The organism is Pseudomonas sp. fls2-241-R2A-110 (assembly GCF_030209165.1).
Classification (GTDB): domain Bacteria; phylum Pseudomonadota; class Gammaproteobacteria; order Pseudomonadales; family Pseudomonadaceae; genus Aquipseudomonas.
On record NZ_JARVSN010000025.1, the window covers coordinates 237258 to 253181 of the forward strand.

The 15924-nt window shown below is 60.4% G+C and carries 15 protein-coding genes; 6 read left to right on the forward strand and 9 right to left on the reverse strand.

Features of this window, described 5'->3' with window-relative positions; all coding sequences use genetic code 11:
* Nucleotides 1-93 precede the first annotated feature (93 nt).
* The 3 genes from QRN31_RS21860 to QRN31_RS21870 all read left to right on the forward strand — a co-directional run bounded on the left by QRN31_RS21860 (nt 94) and on the right by QRN31_RS21870 (nt 5820).
* Nucleotides 94-783, forward strand: a complete 690-nt coding sequence (locus QRN31_RS21860) for a GntR family transcriptional regulator (protein ID WP_208668658.1) — start codon at nt 94-96, stop codon at nt 781-783.
* A 138-nt stretch (nt 784-921) separates the two neighbouring features.
* Nucleotides 922-3033 carry a hybrid sensor histidine kinase/response regulator gene (locus tag QRN31_RS21865; RefSeq protein ID WP_285434499.1) on the forward strand — a complete coding sequence of 704 codons (2112 nt, stop codon included), beginning with the start codon at nt 922-924 and terminating at the stop codon, nt 3031-3033.
* A gap of 150 nt (nt 3034-3183) precedes the next feature.
* Nucleotides 3184-5820, forward strand: coding sequence for an excinuclease ABC subunit UvrA (locus QRN31_RS21870; RefSeq protein WP_285434500.1), 2637 nt, complete (start codon nt 3184-3186; stop codon nt 5818-5820).
* Between the two features lie 127 nt (nt 5821-5947).
* Here QRN31_RS21870 and QRN31_RS21875 read toward each other — a convergent pair whose 3' ends face one another.
* Genes QRN31_RS21875 through QRN31_RS21900 form a run of 6 tightly spaced genes read right to left on the reverse strand, consistent with a single transcriptional unit; the run spans nt 5948 to nt 11375 of the window.
* On the reverse strand, nt 5948-7891 hold the full coding sequence (locus tag QRN31_RS21875) for a PAS domain-containing hybrid sensor histidine kinase/response regulator (protein ID WP_285434502.1): 1944 nt from the start codon (nt 7889-7891) through the stop codon (nt 5948-5950).
* Nucleotides 7881-8756 (reverse strand): sensor histidine kinase, encoded by an 876-nt coding sequence (locus QRN31_RS21880; RefSeq protein ID WP_285434503.1) that lies wholly within the window; start codon nt 8754-8756, stop codon nt 7881-7883. Before QRN31_RS21880 ends, QRN31_RS21875 begins: the two co-directional genes overlap by 11 nt.
* The gene (locus tag QRN31_RS21885; RefSeq protein WP_285434525.1) at nt 8749-9759 is read right to left on the reverse strand and encodes an ATP-binding protein; all 1011 of its coding nucleotides are present in this window, start codon (nt 9757-9759) and stop codon (nt 8749-8751) included. Before QRN31_RS21885 ends, QRN31_RS21880 begins: the two co-directional genes overlap by 8 nt.
* Nucleotides 9756-10160, reverse strand: coding sequence for an anti-sigma regulatory factor (locus tag QRN31_RS21890; RefSeq protein ID WP_285434505.1), 405 nt, complete (start codon nt 10158-10160; stop codon nt 9756-9758). Before QRN31_RS21890 ends, QRN31_RS21885 begins: the two co-directional genes overlap by 4 nt.
* Complete coding sequence (locus QRN31_RS21895) at nt 10157-10519, reverse strand: STAS domain-containing protein (protein ID WP_285434507.1); 363 nt, start codon at nt 10517-10519, stop codon at nt 10157-10159. Before QRN31_RS21895 ends, QRN31_RS21890 begins: the two co-directional genes overlap by 4 nt.
* 4 nt (nt 10520-10523) lie before the next feature.
* Nucleotides 10524-11375: an STAS domain-containing protein gene (locus QRN31_RS21900; protein WP_285434508.1), complete on the reverse strand. Its 852-nt coding sequence runs from the start codon at nt 11373-11375 to the stop codon at nt 10524-10526.
* A gap of 162 nt (nt 11376-11537) precedes the next feature.
* Here QRN31_RS21900 and QRN31_RS21905 point away from each other — a divergent pair, with 162 nt between their 5' ends.
* The 3 genes from QRN31_RS21905 (at nt 11538) to QRN31_RS21915 (ending at nt 12455) form a co-directional block, all read left to right on the forward strand.
* Nucleotides 11538-11867, forward strand: a complete 330-nt coding sequence (locus tag QRN31_RS21905) for a hypothetical protein (protein ID WP_285434509.1) — start codon at nt 11538-11540, stop codon at nt 11865-11867.
* On the forward strand, nt 11858-12100 hold the full coding sequence (locus tag QRN31_RS21910) for a DUF465 domain-containing protein (protein ID WP_285434510.1): 243 nt from the start codon (nt 11858-11860) through the stop codon (nt 12098-12100). The genes QRN31_RS21905 and QRN31_RS21910 overlap by 10 nt, the downstream gene beginning before the upstream one ends.
* A gap of 112 nt (nt 12101-12212) precedes the next feature.
* Complete coding sequence (locus QRN31_RS21915; protein WP_285434511.1) at nt 12213-12455, forward strand: hypothetical protein; 243 nt, start codon at nt 12213-12215, stop codon at nt 12453-12455.
* A 63-nt stretch (nt 12456-12518) separates the two neighbouring features.
* Here QRN31_RS21915 and QRN31_RS21920 read toward each other — a convergent pair whose 3' ends face one another.
* The 3 genes from QRN31_RS21920 to QRN31_RS21930 form a co-directional block, all read right to left on the reverse strand.
* Complete coding sequence (locus tag QRN31_RS21920; RefSeq protein WP_285434513.1) at nt 12519-13610, reverse strand: SMP-30/gluconolactonase/LRE family protein; 1092 nt, start codon at nt 13608-13610, stop codon at nt 12519-12521.
* A complete protein-coding gene (locus QRN31_RS21925) occupies nt 13607-14752 on the reverse strand; it encodes a sterol desaturase/SRPBCC family protein (RefSeq protein ID WP_285434514.1) in 1146 nt (381 codons plus the stop codon). Before QRN31_RS21925 ends, QRN31_RS21920 begins: the two co-directional genes overlap by 4 nt.
* A gap of 97 nt (nt 14753-14849) precedes the next feature.
* Nucleotides 14850-15713, reverse strand: a complete 864-nt coding sequence (locus QRN31_RS21930) for a LysR family transcriptional regulator (protein WP_285434515.1) — start codon at nt 15711-15713, stop codon at nt 14850-14852.
* Nucleotides 15714-15924 lie beyond the last annotated feature (211 nt).

Below are 15924 nucleotides of genomic sequence, written 5' to 3' on the forward strand. Positions count from 1 at the left end.
CAAATAACCGGATTAATCTGCTCGTGCAACCCCCTTTTTCAAAGGCTGCTCATCGCCTGGGGCCGGTTGTTTAGCGCTAAAGGAGTGTTTCCAATGACCGAGAAGAAACTCGAGACCACGGTCGATCGCGTCTACCAAGGGGTTTACGAGGCGATCAGCAAACGTTCGTTGCGGCCGGGCATGAAGCTGGGCGAGGCGTCACTCGCCGAACTTTTCAATGTCAGCCGCACGTCGGTTCGTGCCGCGCTCAAGCAATTGGAAGCTGACGGACTGGTCACCACCGAGCCCAATAAAGGTGCTTCGGTGTCGTTGCCGAGTGACGAAGAGATCCGCTCGCTGTTCGAAACCCGGCGCCTGATCGAGATTGGCATCGTCAGCGAACTGTGCCGCCGACGGGACACCGCGGTGACCCAGGACCTGCGTGATCACCTGCTGCTTGAGGACGAAGCGCATCGCAGCGGCGACCATGAGCGGCTGATTCACCTGCTCGGCGAATTCCACATCAAGCTCGCGCAAAGCCTGAACAATCCGGTGTTGCTGGACTGGTTCCAGAAGCTGATTTCCCGCGCTTCGCTGTACGCCGCCGCGCTGGATGACGACAGCCATGAGGCGTGCCGTGATGACGAACACTTGCGGTTGATCGAGTACATCGAGGCCGGCAATCAGAGTGCCGCCATCGAGCTGACCTGCATGCATTTGAACGGCATCGAGAAGGCGATTCTCGACGTCGCCGCCACGCTCAAAACCGGCTATCACCCGCTCAAGCACCTGATCGAAGTGTGAGGTCTTCGCAGATATAAAATCAGCTATACCTCTAATGAAACCATTGGCGTCGGTTAAGCTCGAAACAAACGGGCTCACACCGTCTTCATGCGGTTTCGATCCCGCTAGTCAGCCACTTTCAGGGATATTGAGCCGTCGATGCAGTTTCTATCTGATAGCCACGGATGTGCCGGCTGGGACGGTGAAATGGCCGCCCGTATTCGTGTGTTCGACTGGAGCCGTACCGAACTTGGAAACATCGAGACCTGGCCCAGTAGCCTGTGCAGCGCCGTGCAGTTATTGCTCGCCTCGCCGCTGCCGATGGTGATGCTCTGGGGCCGCGCGGGTTACATGATTTATAACGACGCCTATTCGGTCTTCGCCGGTGGTCGCCATCCCTATCTGTTGGGCGCCCCGGTTGAACTGGGCTGGCCGGAGGTGGCCGACTTCAACCGCCACGTGGTCGATACCTGCCTGGCCGGCGGCACGTTGTCCTACCGTAACAAAGACCTCGTACTCCTGCGTGATGGCATCCCCGAAGAGGTCTGGCTCGACCTCTTTTACAGCCCGGTCGCGGACGACGATGGGCGTCCGGCCGGCGTCATGGCGATGGTGGTGGAAACGACTGAGCGAGTGATTTCCGAACGCCGACGCCAGGAAGCAGAAGATGCCTACCGCGCCGACAACGAACGCGTACGCCTGGCACTCAATGCCGGGGCTTTGCTGGGCTCGTTCGTCTGGGATGTCAAAGCCAATGTGCTGTCCGGCGATGAACGCTTCGCCCGCACCTTTTCCTTTCCAGCGGAGCAGAACCTGGCCGACTTGCCGGCGGATCTTGCCGCGTCACGGATTCATCCTGACGACCGCAACTGGGTCAACGAACAATTCGAGCAGTCAGTCGCCACTGGCGTGCCCTTTAACGCCGAATACCGGGTGCTGCGTCCCGACGGCAGTTATTTGTGGGTACTCTCCAGCGGTGGGTGCCAGTTCAATGAGCAAGGCGAGCCCTTGCGCTTTCCTGGCGTGTTGATCGACATTCACGAACGCAAGATGGCCGAAGAGTCGCTGCTCAAGTTCACCCGCAACCTGGAGCAGCGTGTGGCCGACGAAGTCGAAGCGCGGCTCGCGGCGGAAGAACAACTGCGCCAGTCGCAGAAACTCGAAGCCATCGGCGGCCTCACCGGCGGCGTGGCCCATGACTTCAACAATCTGTTGCAAGTGATCGCTGGCAATCTGCATTTGCTGGCACGGCATGAGCCGGACAATGCCAATGTGCAGCGCCGAGTCACTGCTTCGATTGCGGCGGTCGAGCGCGGCGCCAAACTGTCCTCGCAATTGCTTGCGTTTGCCCGTCGTCAACCGTTGTCGCCGGCGGTGTGCAATCCACAGCAGATCTTCGAAGGGGTCGGAGAGCTCTTGCAGCGCGCGCTAGGGGAAACCATTCAGATCGAAGTGGACGTGCCTCAGGATGCCTGGAACATCAACGTCGACCGTAACCAGTTGGAAAACGCCATTCTCAACCTGGCGATCAATGCTCGTGACGCCATGCAGGGCGAAGGAACCATCGAACTGAGCGTCGAGAATGTGACGCTCGACCGTAAATTCTGTGCCGGCAAGGGCCTTGTCCCTGGCGATTATGTCCGCGTAGTGGTGGCCGATACGGGCGCTGGCATGACGCCCGAAGTGCTTGAGCAGGCGTTCGAACCGTTTTTCACCACCAAGGCCGACGGTCAGGGCACCGGGCTTGGGTTGAGCATGGTGTTCGGTTTCGTCAAGCAGAGCGGCGGGCATATCGATATCTCCAGCGAGGTGGGGCAGGGCACTCGGGTGCGTCTGCACTTTCCACGCTGTTTGCGTGCCTTGCCCGGTGAATCAACGCTGCGAGATCCAGTCGCTCGGGGCGGGCACGAAACCATTCTGGTGGTCGAGGACAATGAAGCGGTGCGCAGTACGGCGGTGGAACTGTTGCGCGAAGAGGGCTATCAAGTCCTGACCGCGGCCAACGGCGATCAGGCGATGCAGATGTTGCTGGAGGGCGTGACGGTCGACCTGATCTTCACCGACGTGGTCATGCCCGGCCTGATCAAAAGCTCGGACCTGGCGGCGTGGGCCAAAGTGCAGAATCCTCCTGTGACGGTGCTGTTCACCTCCGGCCACACGCGCGACATCATTTCGCGCAATCATCAGCTCAGCCCCGAGACGTTTTTGCTGACCAAACCGTATGGGCCGCAAGCACTGACCCGAATGGTCCGCACAGTCCTCAGCGGCTGACTGTGGACAGATCGTTCCCACGCTCCGCGTGGGAATGCAGCCCGGGACGCTCTGCGTCCCAGAAGCGTGACGCAGAGCGTCACAAGAGGCATTCCCACGCAGAGCGTGGGAACGATCAATAGATTTCTGTAATTTATTTAAGGCCAATCGATGACTTCCAAGCGCACTTCAACTCCTCCTTCCGGCATGGTCAGGGTGCGCGGTGCCCGTGAACACAACCTCAAGAACGTCGACGTCGACATTCCCCGGGATGCGCTGGTGGTGTTCACCGGCGTCTCGGGTTCGGGCAAGTCGTCGCTGGCGTTCTCGACGCTCTACGCCGAAGCACAACGCCGCTATTTCGAATCCGTGGCGCCGTATGCGCGGCGTCTGATCGATCAGGTCGGCGTGCCGGACGTTGACTCCATCGAAGGCCTGCCACCGGCCGTGGCCCTGCAACAGCAGCGCGGTACGCCGAGCACGCGGTCTTCGGTGGGCAGCGTGACGACGCTGTCGAGCCTGATCCGCATGCTCTATTCCCGCGCCGGCAGTTACCCGCCGGGACAGCCGATGCTGTATGCCGAGGACTTCTCGCCCAACACCCCTCAAGGGGCGTGCGCCGAATGTCATGGCCTGGGCCGGGTGTATGACGTCACGGAAGCGCTGATGGTCCCGGACCCGAGCCTGACCATCCGCCAACGCGCGGTCGCTTCCTGGCCCACGGCGTGGCAGGGGCAAAACCTGCGAGACATCCTCGTGACCATGGGCTATGACGTCGACAAACCGTGGCGCGACCTGCCGAAAAAACAACGTGACTGGATTCTCTTCACCGAAGAAACACCGACCGTGCCGGTGTATGCCGGGCTGACACCAGACGAAACCAGAGTCGCGCTCAAGCGCAAAATGGAGCCCAGTTATCAGGGCACGTTCACCGGCGCGCGACGCTACATCCTGCACACGTTCAGTCATTCGCAAAGTGCGCTGATGAAGAAGCGTGTTTCACAATTCATGCTCGGCAGCCCTTGCCCGTTGTGTGACGGCAAACGCCTCAAGCGCGAGGCGTTGTCGGTGACGTTTGCCGGCTACGACATCGGTGAGTTATCGCAAATGCCGTTGCTGCAAGTGGCCGATGTGCTCAAGCCGGTGGCGGCGCAAAGCTACCTCGAACAGGCCGATGAAGCGGGTGAAGTATTGACCCATCTCCAGACCCGCGAGGCCCGTGAACAGCGCGTGGCTCACGGCGCCAGCGGACATGGCAATGCGCCGGACGTGCGGCATACGCCAAACCTGTCGGTGGAAAAGCGCCTGGCCGCGCAACGGATCGCACAGGACTTGCTTGAGCGGGTCAGCACCTTGACCGATCTGGGGCTGGGTTACCTGGCCCTGGAGCGCAGCACGCCGACATTGTCCTCCGGCGAGTTGCAGCGCTTGCGCCTGGCGACTCAATTGGGTTCGCAGCTATTTGGCGTGATCTACGTGCTGGATGAACCGTCGGCCGGTCTGCACCCGGCGGATGGCGAAGCGTTGTTCGAAGCGCTGCAACGCTTGAAGGCGGCCGGCAACACCTTGTTTGTGGTTGAGCACGATCTGGAAACCATGCGCCGCGCGGACTGGTTGATCGATGTCGGACCGGCCGCCGGTGAGCATGGCGGCCGGATTCTGTACAGCGGACCGCCGCAGGGATTGGCCCAGGTCAAGGATTCCCAGACCCGCGCCTACCTGTTCGCCGATCAGGTCAGCGAAACCAGAACGAGCCGCAAGGCGACGGACTGGTTAAAGCTGGAAGGCATCACGCGCAACAACCTGGACGACCTCAGCGTCGAGTTTCCGCTGGGCTGTTTTACCGCCGTAACCGGTGTTTCAGGCTCGGGTAAGTCGAGCCTGGTCAGCCAGGCCCTGTTGGAGCTGGTGGGCGCGCATCTTGGCCGTGCCGCCAGCGACAGCGAGCCTGAAGCATTGAGCCTTGAGGACGATGCGCCGCAAGTCAGCGGCGGTCAGGTCACGGCGGGGCTGGAGTCGATCAAGCGCCTGGTGCAGGTCGATCAGAAACCCATCGGCCGCACGCCGCGCTCGAACCTGGCGACGTACACCGGGCTGTTCGACAACGTGCGCAAGCTGTACGCCGCCACCCCTGCGGCGCAAGCCGAGGGCTACGACGCCGGGCAGTTCTCCTTCAACGTTGCCAAGGGCCGTTGCCCGACCTGCGAAGGTGAAGGGTTTGTCAGCGTCGAGTTGCTGTTCATGCCCAGCGTCTATGCGCCATGCCCGACGTGCCACGGCGCACGCTACAACCCCCAGACGCTGGCGGTCACCTGGCAAGGCTTGAACATCGCCCAGGTGTTGCAACTGACGGTGGATGAGGCGGTCGAGGTGTTTGCCGAGCAGGCGGGTATTCGCCGTTCTCTGGAGGTCTTGCGCGATATCGGTCTGGGGTATTTGCGCCTCGGGCAACCGGCGACCGAGCTCTCGGGCGGCGAGGCCCAGCGCATCAAACTGGCCACCGAGCTGCAGCGCAATCAGCGGGGAGCGACGTTGTATGTGCTCGATGAGCCTACGACCGGTTTACATCCCCGGGACGTGGATCGGCTGCTGGAGCAATTGAATACGCTGGTGGTGGCGGGGCATACGGTGATTGTGGTGGAGCATGAAATGCGCGTGGTGGCGCAGAGTGACTGGGTGATCGATATCGGACCGGGGGCGGGGGATCAGGGCGGCAAGATTGTCGTGGCCGGCGCACCGCAGAAAGTGGCGAAGAGCAAGAAGAGCCGCACGGCCCCGTTTCTGGCCCGGGTGCTTGGGAGTCTATGATCGATGATCGTTCCCACGCTCCGCGTGGGAATGCCTCACCGGACGCTCTGCGTCCGACTCTGGGACGCGGAGCGTCCAGGGCTGCATTCCCACGCGGAGCGTGGGAACGATCCTGGAAAGGCGAATATCAGGCGTAGCCGAGGGTGAGCCGTACCTTGTCCAGCAGCTCGTTGATCTGAAACGGTTTGATCAACATCTCCATGCCATCGCCGAGGAACACCTGACGGTTGATCGCATTTTCCGCATAACCGGTCATGAACAGGATCGGCAAACTTTCGCGCCAGCCACGGGCAACATCCGCCAGTTCCCGACCATTCATGCGTGGCAACCCCACATCGGTCAGCATCAGATCGATCGAGGGGTCGTTTTGCAGGCGCTCCAGTGCACTGTCGATGTCGCCGACCTGGGTGCAACGATAACCCGCGTCTGCCAGCACTTCGGCAACAAACATGCGAACCGACGGCATATCTTCGACAATCAGTACATGCTCGCCCGCTCCCTGGTTATCCACGGCTACCCGCGCCGCTTCAGCGGTGGTCGGATCCGTGCTGGCAGGCAGCATGATGGTCACTTCCGTGCCACGGCGGGCCACGCTGCGGATGTGCGCATCGCCACCTGATTGGCGGGCGAAGCCGTAAATGCTCGACAACCCCAGCCCGGTGCCCTGACCCAACGGTTTGGTCGTGAAAAACGGATCGAAAACCTTGTCGATCACACTGTGTTCGATACCGGTCCCGTCGTCACGCACCGACAACGCAACGTAGGCGCCGTCCGCCAGCTTCAGATCACCGTGGGAATACGCGGCATAAGTGCTGACCCAGATATTGCCGCCGTGCGGCAAGGCATCGCGGGCGTTGATCACCAGGTTGAGCACGGCGCTTTCCAGCTGGATCGGGTCGACCAGTGCAATCGCGGCTTTTGAGGTCAGTTCGAGTTTCAGCGCAATGTGTTCGCCGATGGTGCGCATCAGCAACTCTTCGAGGGAGCGGATGTGTTCGTTGATGTCCACCGGTCGCGTGTCGAGTGGCTGTTGGCGGGCAAAGGCCAGCAAGCGATGGGTCAACGAGGCGGCGCTCATGGCCGAGTTCAACGCCGCTTCGGCGTAAAACTGGACCTTGTCGGTACGGTCGCTGGCCACCCGTTTCTGGATCAACTCCAGGCTGGTGATGATGCCGGTCAGCAGGTTGTTGAAGTCGTGGGCGATGCCGCCGGTCAACTTGCCCAGGGCGTCCATTTTCTGCACTTGCAGCAGCTGGGCCTCGGTGCGCACGCGCACGGCAATCTCATGTTCCAGCTGCGAGGTGGCGTCATCGAGCTGGGCCAGGTGCGAACGTTCCCGGTGGCGATGCTCGGTGACATCCTCGACGAACACCAGGCTCAACTCAGGGGTGCGATACGGCGAAATCTGCCACTCGGTTTCCCGCAGTTCGCCCTCCACCCGGATGTTCAAGGTGCCTTTCCAGCGCTCGCCCGCCGTCAGGCGCAAGCGCAATTCGTCGAGGATCGCCTCCTGTTGGTCGGCGAAGCATTCGCGCAAGGTCTGCGGATCGCGGTTGTCCTGGATCAGTCGGGCGAACGCGTGGTTGCATTCGTGGACGTTGAACTGGGCGTCCAGCACGGCGATGGGCGCCGAGACGTTGACGAAGATCTCGCGAAACCGCGCCTCGCTTTCGCGCAGCGCGTTTTCGGTTTCACGCACCCGCAGCAGGGTGCGCAAGGTCGCCAGCAACACGTCCGGGTCCACGGGGTGGATCAGGTAGGCATCGGCCCCGGCGTCCAGGCCGGTGATGATGTCACCGGTCTGAATCGAGGCGGCCGACACGTGAATCACCGGCAACAAGGCCGTGGCAGGTTCCGAGCGCAGTTTACGGACAATGTCGAACCCGCTCATGTCGGGCAGGTTGACGTCCAGAATCAATGCATCGATCTGCTCACTGTCGATGATTGCCAGGCCATCGCCGCCGGTTCCGGCCTCCAGCACGCTGTAGCCATGCGGCTCCAGGCGTCGCCGCAGGGCGTAGCGCGTGGCGGCATTGTCGTCGACGATCAACAGGCGAATGTCACGTTTCATCGGCAGGCTCCATGGCGATGGCCAGCGGGATGATCACGAAGAAGGTCGAGCCGACCCCCGGCGTACTTTCGACCCCGACTTCGCCGCCGAGCAATGCAGCGAAGCGTTTGCATAACGAAAGGCCCAGCCCGGTGCCGCGCAAGCGTTTTTGCAGCGGAGAGTCGACTTGGGAAAAGTCCTCGAACAATGCACCATGTAGCTCGGCAGCGATACCTATTCCTGTATCGCTGACGGCAAAGCGCACCTTGTTTGCGCCTTCCAGCGACGCCGAGATCCTCACTTCGCCGCGTGCGGTGAACTTCAGCGAATTGGAAATGAAGTTGCGCAGGATCTGCGCCAGCTTCTTGTCATCGGTGTACAGGCGCGGCAGGCCGACCGGTTCTTCGAAGATCAGGTCCACCGCCGTAGCGTCGACGATCGGACGAAACATGCCGCGTAGGGCGGCGAACAAATCGAGCATGTCGAACCAGGCGGGCGAGATGGTGATGCGCCCAGCCTCGATTTTTGCCAGGTCGAGCAAGTCGTCGACCATATTGCTCAACTCCCGCGCGGCGGTGCTGACGAACGTGACCTGCTTGTGTTGTTCGGGGCTCAGCGGGCCATCAAGCTCATCGATCAACAGGCTGGCGATGCTCAGGATCGAGCCCAGCGGCGTGCGAAATTCATGGCTCATGTACGAGAGGAAGCGGCTTTTGAGGTCTGATGCCTGACGCAGCTCTTCGGCCTGGGTATCGAGTTCGGCGTACAGCGCGAGCACGCCCTGATTGGTTTCTTCGAGCTCTTCGCGCAGGGAAGCGGCCTCACTCTGCAAGCGTTCGATGAGCGCCGCTTGGTCGTCGCTCGAAAGGGCGGTCAATTCAGTCATGGCCAGCCTCCAGTGCAACGACCAGGACCGTTGCGTCGTCCCGGCCGCGACAGAAATCGCGGTGCAGGACAGCGGCGATGACCGCCGGATGACGATGCACCAGGCCGGGGTAATCTTGCAGGTTCCAACGGGACTGCAGGCCGTCGCTGTACATGATCAATAGTTGTCCGTTCACGTGAGCATATTCAAAGGGCTGGGCTTTGCGGTACTGCCCGCCGACGATGCCCGGATGGGATGCCATGCCGCGGGACTTGCCCGGAGCGACCAGATTGGCGCCGATGTTGCCGATACCGGTGAAGGTGAGTTTGTCGAGGTGACCGTGGAACTGAGCAATCGCCAATGCACCGCCACGGGTACCCATCATGGCCTGATGAATGTCTTCAAGCAGCAACAGCGGCGAGGCGAATGGCGCCAGCGTGAAGGCTTGTTCACCGGCGCGTGCGGCGTGCTCCGCGTCTTCGCCGTGGCCCAGGCCGTCGATCACCAAGGCGCTGAGGTCTGCACCGTCAATCGCCAGGTGCCAGACATCGCCACACGCCGGGTCATGGTGTAACGAATGCTGGCTGACGCCCCAGTGCAGATCCGAGTCTTTGTCACGATGGGAATACAAACGGGCCAGGATCACCGCACCCCGGGAGTCGGCGTAGACATCGAACACCTCCGTCTGACGTGAAACCGCGCCCAGACCAATGCCCTGAGTGCCGCCAGTGGAAAATCCGTCAGTCAGGCACGCCTGCAAGTCAAAACCCTGCGCACGATCCACGGCGACGATCTCGATGCCATTGGCTTTTTTGCCGGGCAGGATACGCAGGTGCAATTCACCACGGGTGGCGTGCTTGAGCACATTGCTCGCCAGCTCCGTAATCACCAGCGCCACGCGTCCTGCGTCAGTGGCGTCGAAGCCATTGTCTTCGGCAAGCCTTTGCGCCGTGCGCCGGGCATGGCCGATCTGACTGACGTCCTCGATCAACAGCACTTGGGTCATCGAACCCGTGATCTTCATGTCCATCGGGTGATCGTTATGCGAGTGCCCTTGCCGGGCGCGGTGTCCAGTTCGAACTCGTCCACCAGACGTTTGGCCCCGGTCAACCCCAGGCCCAGACCGCTGCCGGAGGTCCAGCCATCGGTCATTGCCAATTTGATGTCCGGGATGCCCGGGCCATCATCGCGAAAGGTCAGGCGCAAACCGACTCTGGGATTTTCATCGAGGATCTGCCAATCCATATCGCCACCGCCGCCATACACCATCGTATTACGCGCCAGCTCACTGACGGCGGTGACCATCTTGGTCAGGTCGATCAGTCGCATGCCGCACTCCGTAGCGAGCTTGCGCGCGGTCTGTCGTGCCAGGACCACATCCTGCTCGATATTAATCGCTTGCGTACCGCTGCTACGGACGTTCATTGCTCACGTACTCGTTCCTGAAGCAGCCTCATCCCACGTTCGACGTTCAGCGCGGTGCTCACGCCGGGCAGGGTCAGCCCCAGCTCCACCAGGGTGATCGCCACGGCAGGCTGCATGCCTACCAGAACGGTTTGTGCGTCCATGATTTTCGAGAGGCCGGAGATCGTCCCGATCATCCGGCCGATAAACGAATCGACCATGTCCAGCGCGGAGATGTCGATCAGCACACCCCTCGCCGAGGTTTGACTGATGCGTTCGGACAAATCGTCCTGAAGGGTCAGCGCGAGCTGGTCATGCATGTCGACCTGAATGGTCACCAGCAAAAAATCGCCCATTTTCAGAATTGGAATGCGTTCCATCGGCTTATACCGACTTACTGACGGTGATTCCCAGACGGGTGAGGGCAAGTTTCAGAGCATCGGCGAGGTTGGCTTTGGTGACCACGCCTTGCAGGTCCAGGCCGAGGTGCACAATGGTCTGGGCGATTTGTGGACGCACGCCGCTGATGATGCAGTCGGCACCCATCAGGCGAATCGCAGTCACGGTTTTCAGCAAATGCTGAGCCACCAGGGTGTCGACGGTCGGCACTCCAGTGATGTCGATGATGGCGATTTCCGAACCGGTATCGACGATCCGTTGCAGCAAGGATTCCATGACCACTTGAGTACGTTGCGAATCGAGGGTGCCGATCATCGGCAGCGCCAGCACGCCGTCCCAGAGCTTGACCACGGGGGTCGAGAGTTCCAGCAGTTCTTCCTGCTGGCGCTTGATCACCGCTTCGCGCGATTTCTGGAAGGTGCGGATGGTGTGCATGCCCAGCGCGTCGACCAATTCGGAAACTTCCCAGAGTTGCTCGGCTAGCATGGCTGGATTGGCTTCGTAGTGGCGTTGCAACAGACCGAACATCGGGCCTTTGAGCGAGAAAATGAAGCTGGCGGTCTGGTGTGAATCCTGGCCCGACAGGGCGCGGCTGTGGGAGAGTTTTTCGAGGAATTGACGAATGTCATCCCAGCCCGGCGCGTTGACGTTCGGGCCGTTGCCGTTTTCCAGACCGGCGATCAACAGTTGCAGAAATTCCGACGTCTGTTGTTTAAGGTCGTGTTCTTTCAAGTTGCGGGTTGCGCCAGTGGCTTCCTGACTGGTCATCCAGTCGCCAACCAGTTGTGTCTGGTTGCTTTTCATCGCATCGAGAGTGCCGATATGCAGTGCTGCCATGTGTCTGAGCTCCTGAAAAAATGCTGTGCCGATTCCCCAAAAAAACACCGGCGTGAATCAATGACAATTGCCGTACGCAATAGTTAGTCGTGCCCGTGGATTATTTAATCCCCGTAGCAGTTGCCGGTAACTTTAGTAGGTGCACAGACACACGGCGATTTAATGACGATGATCCTGCGCAGCGCTGTTTTGTTGGCGCGAACCCTAGGCGCTGGCAAACCTCTTCCATCGATGCGGCCTGCTTTTTTTGAACAGCTCGATGGTTTCTTCGTGAGCCTTCACCCGATTGTGAAAGCGATCCGGGGGATCTTATTCAGTGGAGGCTGGCGCTCAGGCAAAGGTTTTATCGCGTTCGCGACAGGACGACGAACGGACACCGCTGGTCTGATAGACGGTCGACAGAACACGGTAACCGAGGCCATTCTGATAGTTGGTAAACGCAATAAATCGCGTTTGCTGCCGATCAATAACGGAGGTGTTCCATGCCGGTGATACATGACCTTTATCAGGACCTGAAAATTTCAAAGGAAGATATCCAGCAAAAACGCTCCAAGGATCCAGTACTGGATTCGCTGATCAACAAGTATTCGCAAGCGGACGCCGAGGTAGTCAAGGCTGAGACCGCAAAATCAGATGCGCCCAGCGATGACGTATTGAAAAAGCTCAAGGAGGCGCGTGTGCTGGTCAAGGACAAGATCGTCAAACAACTCCAGTCTTCCTCCTGACCCTCCACGTCAAGCCACCGACCACCGGTGACCGAAAAATTGGAACGGGGGTAAATACCGGCACCTCGAAAGATCAGAGTCCGACCTTTTTCGACTCCCTGCGAGGTGCCAAATGCCCGATCCAAAATTCCCCAGTGAAGAGCAGGGTGGATACGATCCGATTCCCACCCGTCCCGAGCCTCTTAGCCCAGGCCGCACGGCGGTCAACCCCGAAGACGAACCCGGCATCGACGAACTGCCGGACAACGAAGGCGTGCGCCCGCTAAATGAGGACGACACCACCGCGATGGACCCTGAACGGGTGCTGGAAGAGACGGACAACGCCGTGCGCGATAACGAGAGCGATCCGCGTTAATCGAATTAATACAAATCCCCTGTGGGAGCGAGCCTGCTCGCTCCCACAGTTGTTCGACTGGGGTTATTTCTGCAGTGCAGTGCTCAGCGGCAACCGGACCATGTTGTTGGCCTTCAGCGACCCCAGATACAGCCAGTCCCCGTACTCACGCACCGTGGTAATCGGCGAGTAATTGCCGTCGCTCGTATCCTGCAAATTGGCGATCACTTTGCCGTCGACGTCCAGTCCCAGCGCGAACGCACGTTTTTCCACCGGTTTGGGCAGCAGCATCAACGCCCGCACGATCAACTTGCGTACAAAGGGGTGTGGCGCCGTGGCGTCGAGCAGCGCATTGCGCGGTGCATAGAGCGCCACCCAGAACCGGTCGCGACCGTTAAACGCGAGGTTGTCCGGCAGTCCCGGCAAATTGTCGATGAAGAGGTCGTGGGTGCCGGCTTTCGGTCCGCTCAGCCAATAACGGCTGATGCGGTAGGCGCCGGTTTCGTTGACCAGCACAAAGCTGTCATCCGGTCCCAGGGTCACGCCGTTGGCAAATTCCAGCTTATCGAGCAGCACCGTGGTCTTGCCGGACTGAAAGTCATAGCGCAACAACCGACCGTCACCGCCATGCTCGATGATCGCCTCGCCATCCTTGCCCAAGCCCCAACGACTGGAAGCGTCGCTGAAATAGGCGTAGTGCCCGGATTTATCGATGGCCACGTCGTCGGTAAATCCAAAGGGCACGCCGCCAGCCTCGGTGGACAACGCCGACAAGCGCCCATGAGCATCCAGCGACAGCAAACCTTTGACGCCATCGGCAATCACCAAGAGCCCACTGGGGTGCCGCGCCATGCCCAAAGGCCGGCCGCCGGTAACGGCCAGAATCTGGGTGTCCTTGCCGTCGAGGCTGGTACGAATCACTCGTCCGTTGTGCAGGCCGGTGATCAGCACGTTTTCCTCCAGCAACAGCGCCTCTGGTCCTTCAATGCCCGCAGGACCGACACGCTGCACGCCTTTCAGGCGTTGATTGTCGGCATACACGCCGACGGTGAGAGAGGGGGCTGGTGCGGGAGTCCAGGCTACCGGCCGGACTTTGGTCGGGAACAACAGTAAAAAGACGCCAAGGGCAACGATCAATAACAGCAGTAGATTGCGAAACCTTAAGGCTCTTCTCACGCGGTGGCTCCTGCCGGGGTCAAGTGTTTTTGCGCCATTTCTCGCAAGGCCAGCATCGACGCCGAGGATTCACGCTCGATGCGCCGCCTGAGTAGCAGGCGATTGGCGATACGCATCGCCAGGCCGGCGAACTGGTAGTCCAGTGTACGGATAAAGCGGGTGTGATCGCCATCAGCCTCGCACTCGTACGTCACCACCAGCGACAGCCCGTGATCGCCCCGCGCCCAAGCGCTCCAGCGCCGGCCTGGCAAGTATTCGTTGACCTCCCAACTCAAGTGGCCGTCACGCCCGCCGGCCCGGATGTCTTCTTCGAACCGCGCGCCGGCATGCAAAGGGCCGCTTTGCCCCTCGACCTTGAGGGAGGACGGATGCCACTGCGGCCAACGGGTCACGGTGCTGGCGTAGGCGAGCACGTCAATCGGATTGCCGGCGATAGCGATCTGGTGCTGCATGCGGGTCATGGCCGTTCTCGTCAGTGGCTGAGTGTCGTGCTCAGGCTCCCAATACAGGGTGCCGAACAGGTAGTCCATCAGCGGAAACACGATATTGAAATTGCGTTCCTGCATCAGCTCGCGGCGGTGATGCAGTTCATGCAGGCGACGCATCTGGCGAATCCATGGCAGCTTCGTGACCGGGTTGCTCGCAGGCAAGTGCTCACAGGCATGAAACACCTCATAGGTCAGGTAACCGAGCACCAGGCAGCCGCCCGACAATCCGGCGACGTTGCTATCGAAGCGCCCCATCAGCCACCAAAGGGGCAGGGTGATGACGACGGTGTGCAACACGATCAGCCAGGCCGGAAACAGGATCACCCGCCAGTCCCGGGCGCTGTCGTAGGTCATGTGGCCGGGGGCAAAAAAACTGTGGTGGTCGCCTGCATGACGGGCGTAGAACATCCGCGCGAAGCTCTTTTTGTGGTGCCCCAGATGTCGATGCACCACGTACACGCCGAAGTTGAAGAACAGCAATGTCAGTGGCACCGCCAGCCATTCCAGCGACTGGACCTGATGCACGGTGCTCCAGAATCCGCCGATGGCGAGTAATCCGAACAGCAACACGAAAGCGCCGTGCAGCCAAGGGTTGTAGCGCGGATGAATGTCGGCTCGATAGCGGTTGCGGAATGCCTGGGTGGTCTGCCTCACTGCGCTCACCTTTGGTTATTGTTATAACCGCAGATTAGCTGATCTGCCCCTCGATACTGGAACAACCTCAAGGACACAAGCGCCATGCTCCGGTGTGTCAGGTCAGCGGATCCCAGCGCTGGGACCAGTCGTCATCAGTCTTGATGACTTCACGCAACAAATCGAAGGCCCGCTGCAGGGTCGCCGAGTCGCGATCACGCGAGTAAACCAGGTAGGTCGGGTAGCTGAATTCGGGCGCCTTTGGCACGGGCTCCAGCACGCCGCTTTCCAGGTAACTCTGGACGACGCGCGTGCGAAAGTAGCCGCTGCCGCCATTTTCGAGAATGTACTGCAGGGCCAAGGGGCCGAGGTTGAAGCTCAAGGCAGCTTTGGCTTTTTCCGGCAGGGCGGCATCGTGCTGGCGGCGGAAGTCCGGGCCCCAGTCGATATACACGTAAGGATCGGGGCGCCCGGCGAGGCTCACCAGGATGAGTTTTTCTTCGAGGATCTGTTCGACTTGCAGGCGCGGCCAATACTCGGGCTGATAGACCAGCGCGGCGTCAAGCACACCCAGTTCCAGTTGCCGCAACAGGTTTTCGCCATCGCGGATTTCCATGCGCAGGGCGTGGCTGGGAATCTTCTCGCGCAGTTCACCGGCCCAACTGAGCATCAGCGGGTTGCACAGGCTGACTTCGCCGCCAATGTGCAGCACGTCGCGGTAGCCTTCTGGCAATGGCAGATCCCGCCGCGCGGCTTCCCAGGTCTGGACCAGTTGATTGGCGTACACCACAAAGGCTTCGCCGTTGGGCGTCAGGCGCGCACCGGCGCGGTTGCGCACAAACAGTGTGCTGCCGAGCTGGCTTTCGAGTTTCTGTACGCGCGCGGTGATCGCGGTCTGGGTGACGTGGAGTTTTTCCGCCGCCGCGGCGAGGCTGCCGTGACGGACGATTTCCAGAAAGGTGCGCGCGAGGTCGATATCCATGGGGGGGCCGGTGCGGGAGGTGTGGGGATTGTAAACGGATCCTGCGAATCTCGTTTATATAGCTGTTGTTGGCGAGCCTCTGTTGGGGTTGGTGTAATGCTGTCTACTTAAGAAGGTTTTGGGGTTGGGTACATATCCGTTTCTGTGGTCACGGCTGCTATTGGTTCCGCCTTTACGGCGGGTCACTTGGAGAAGCGCCAAGTAACCAAGC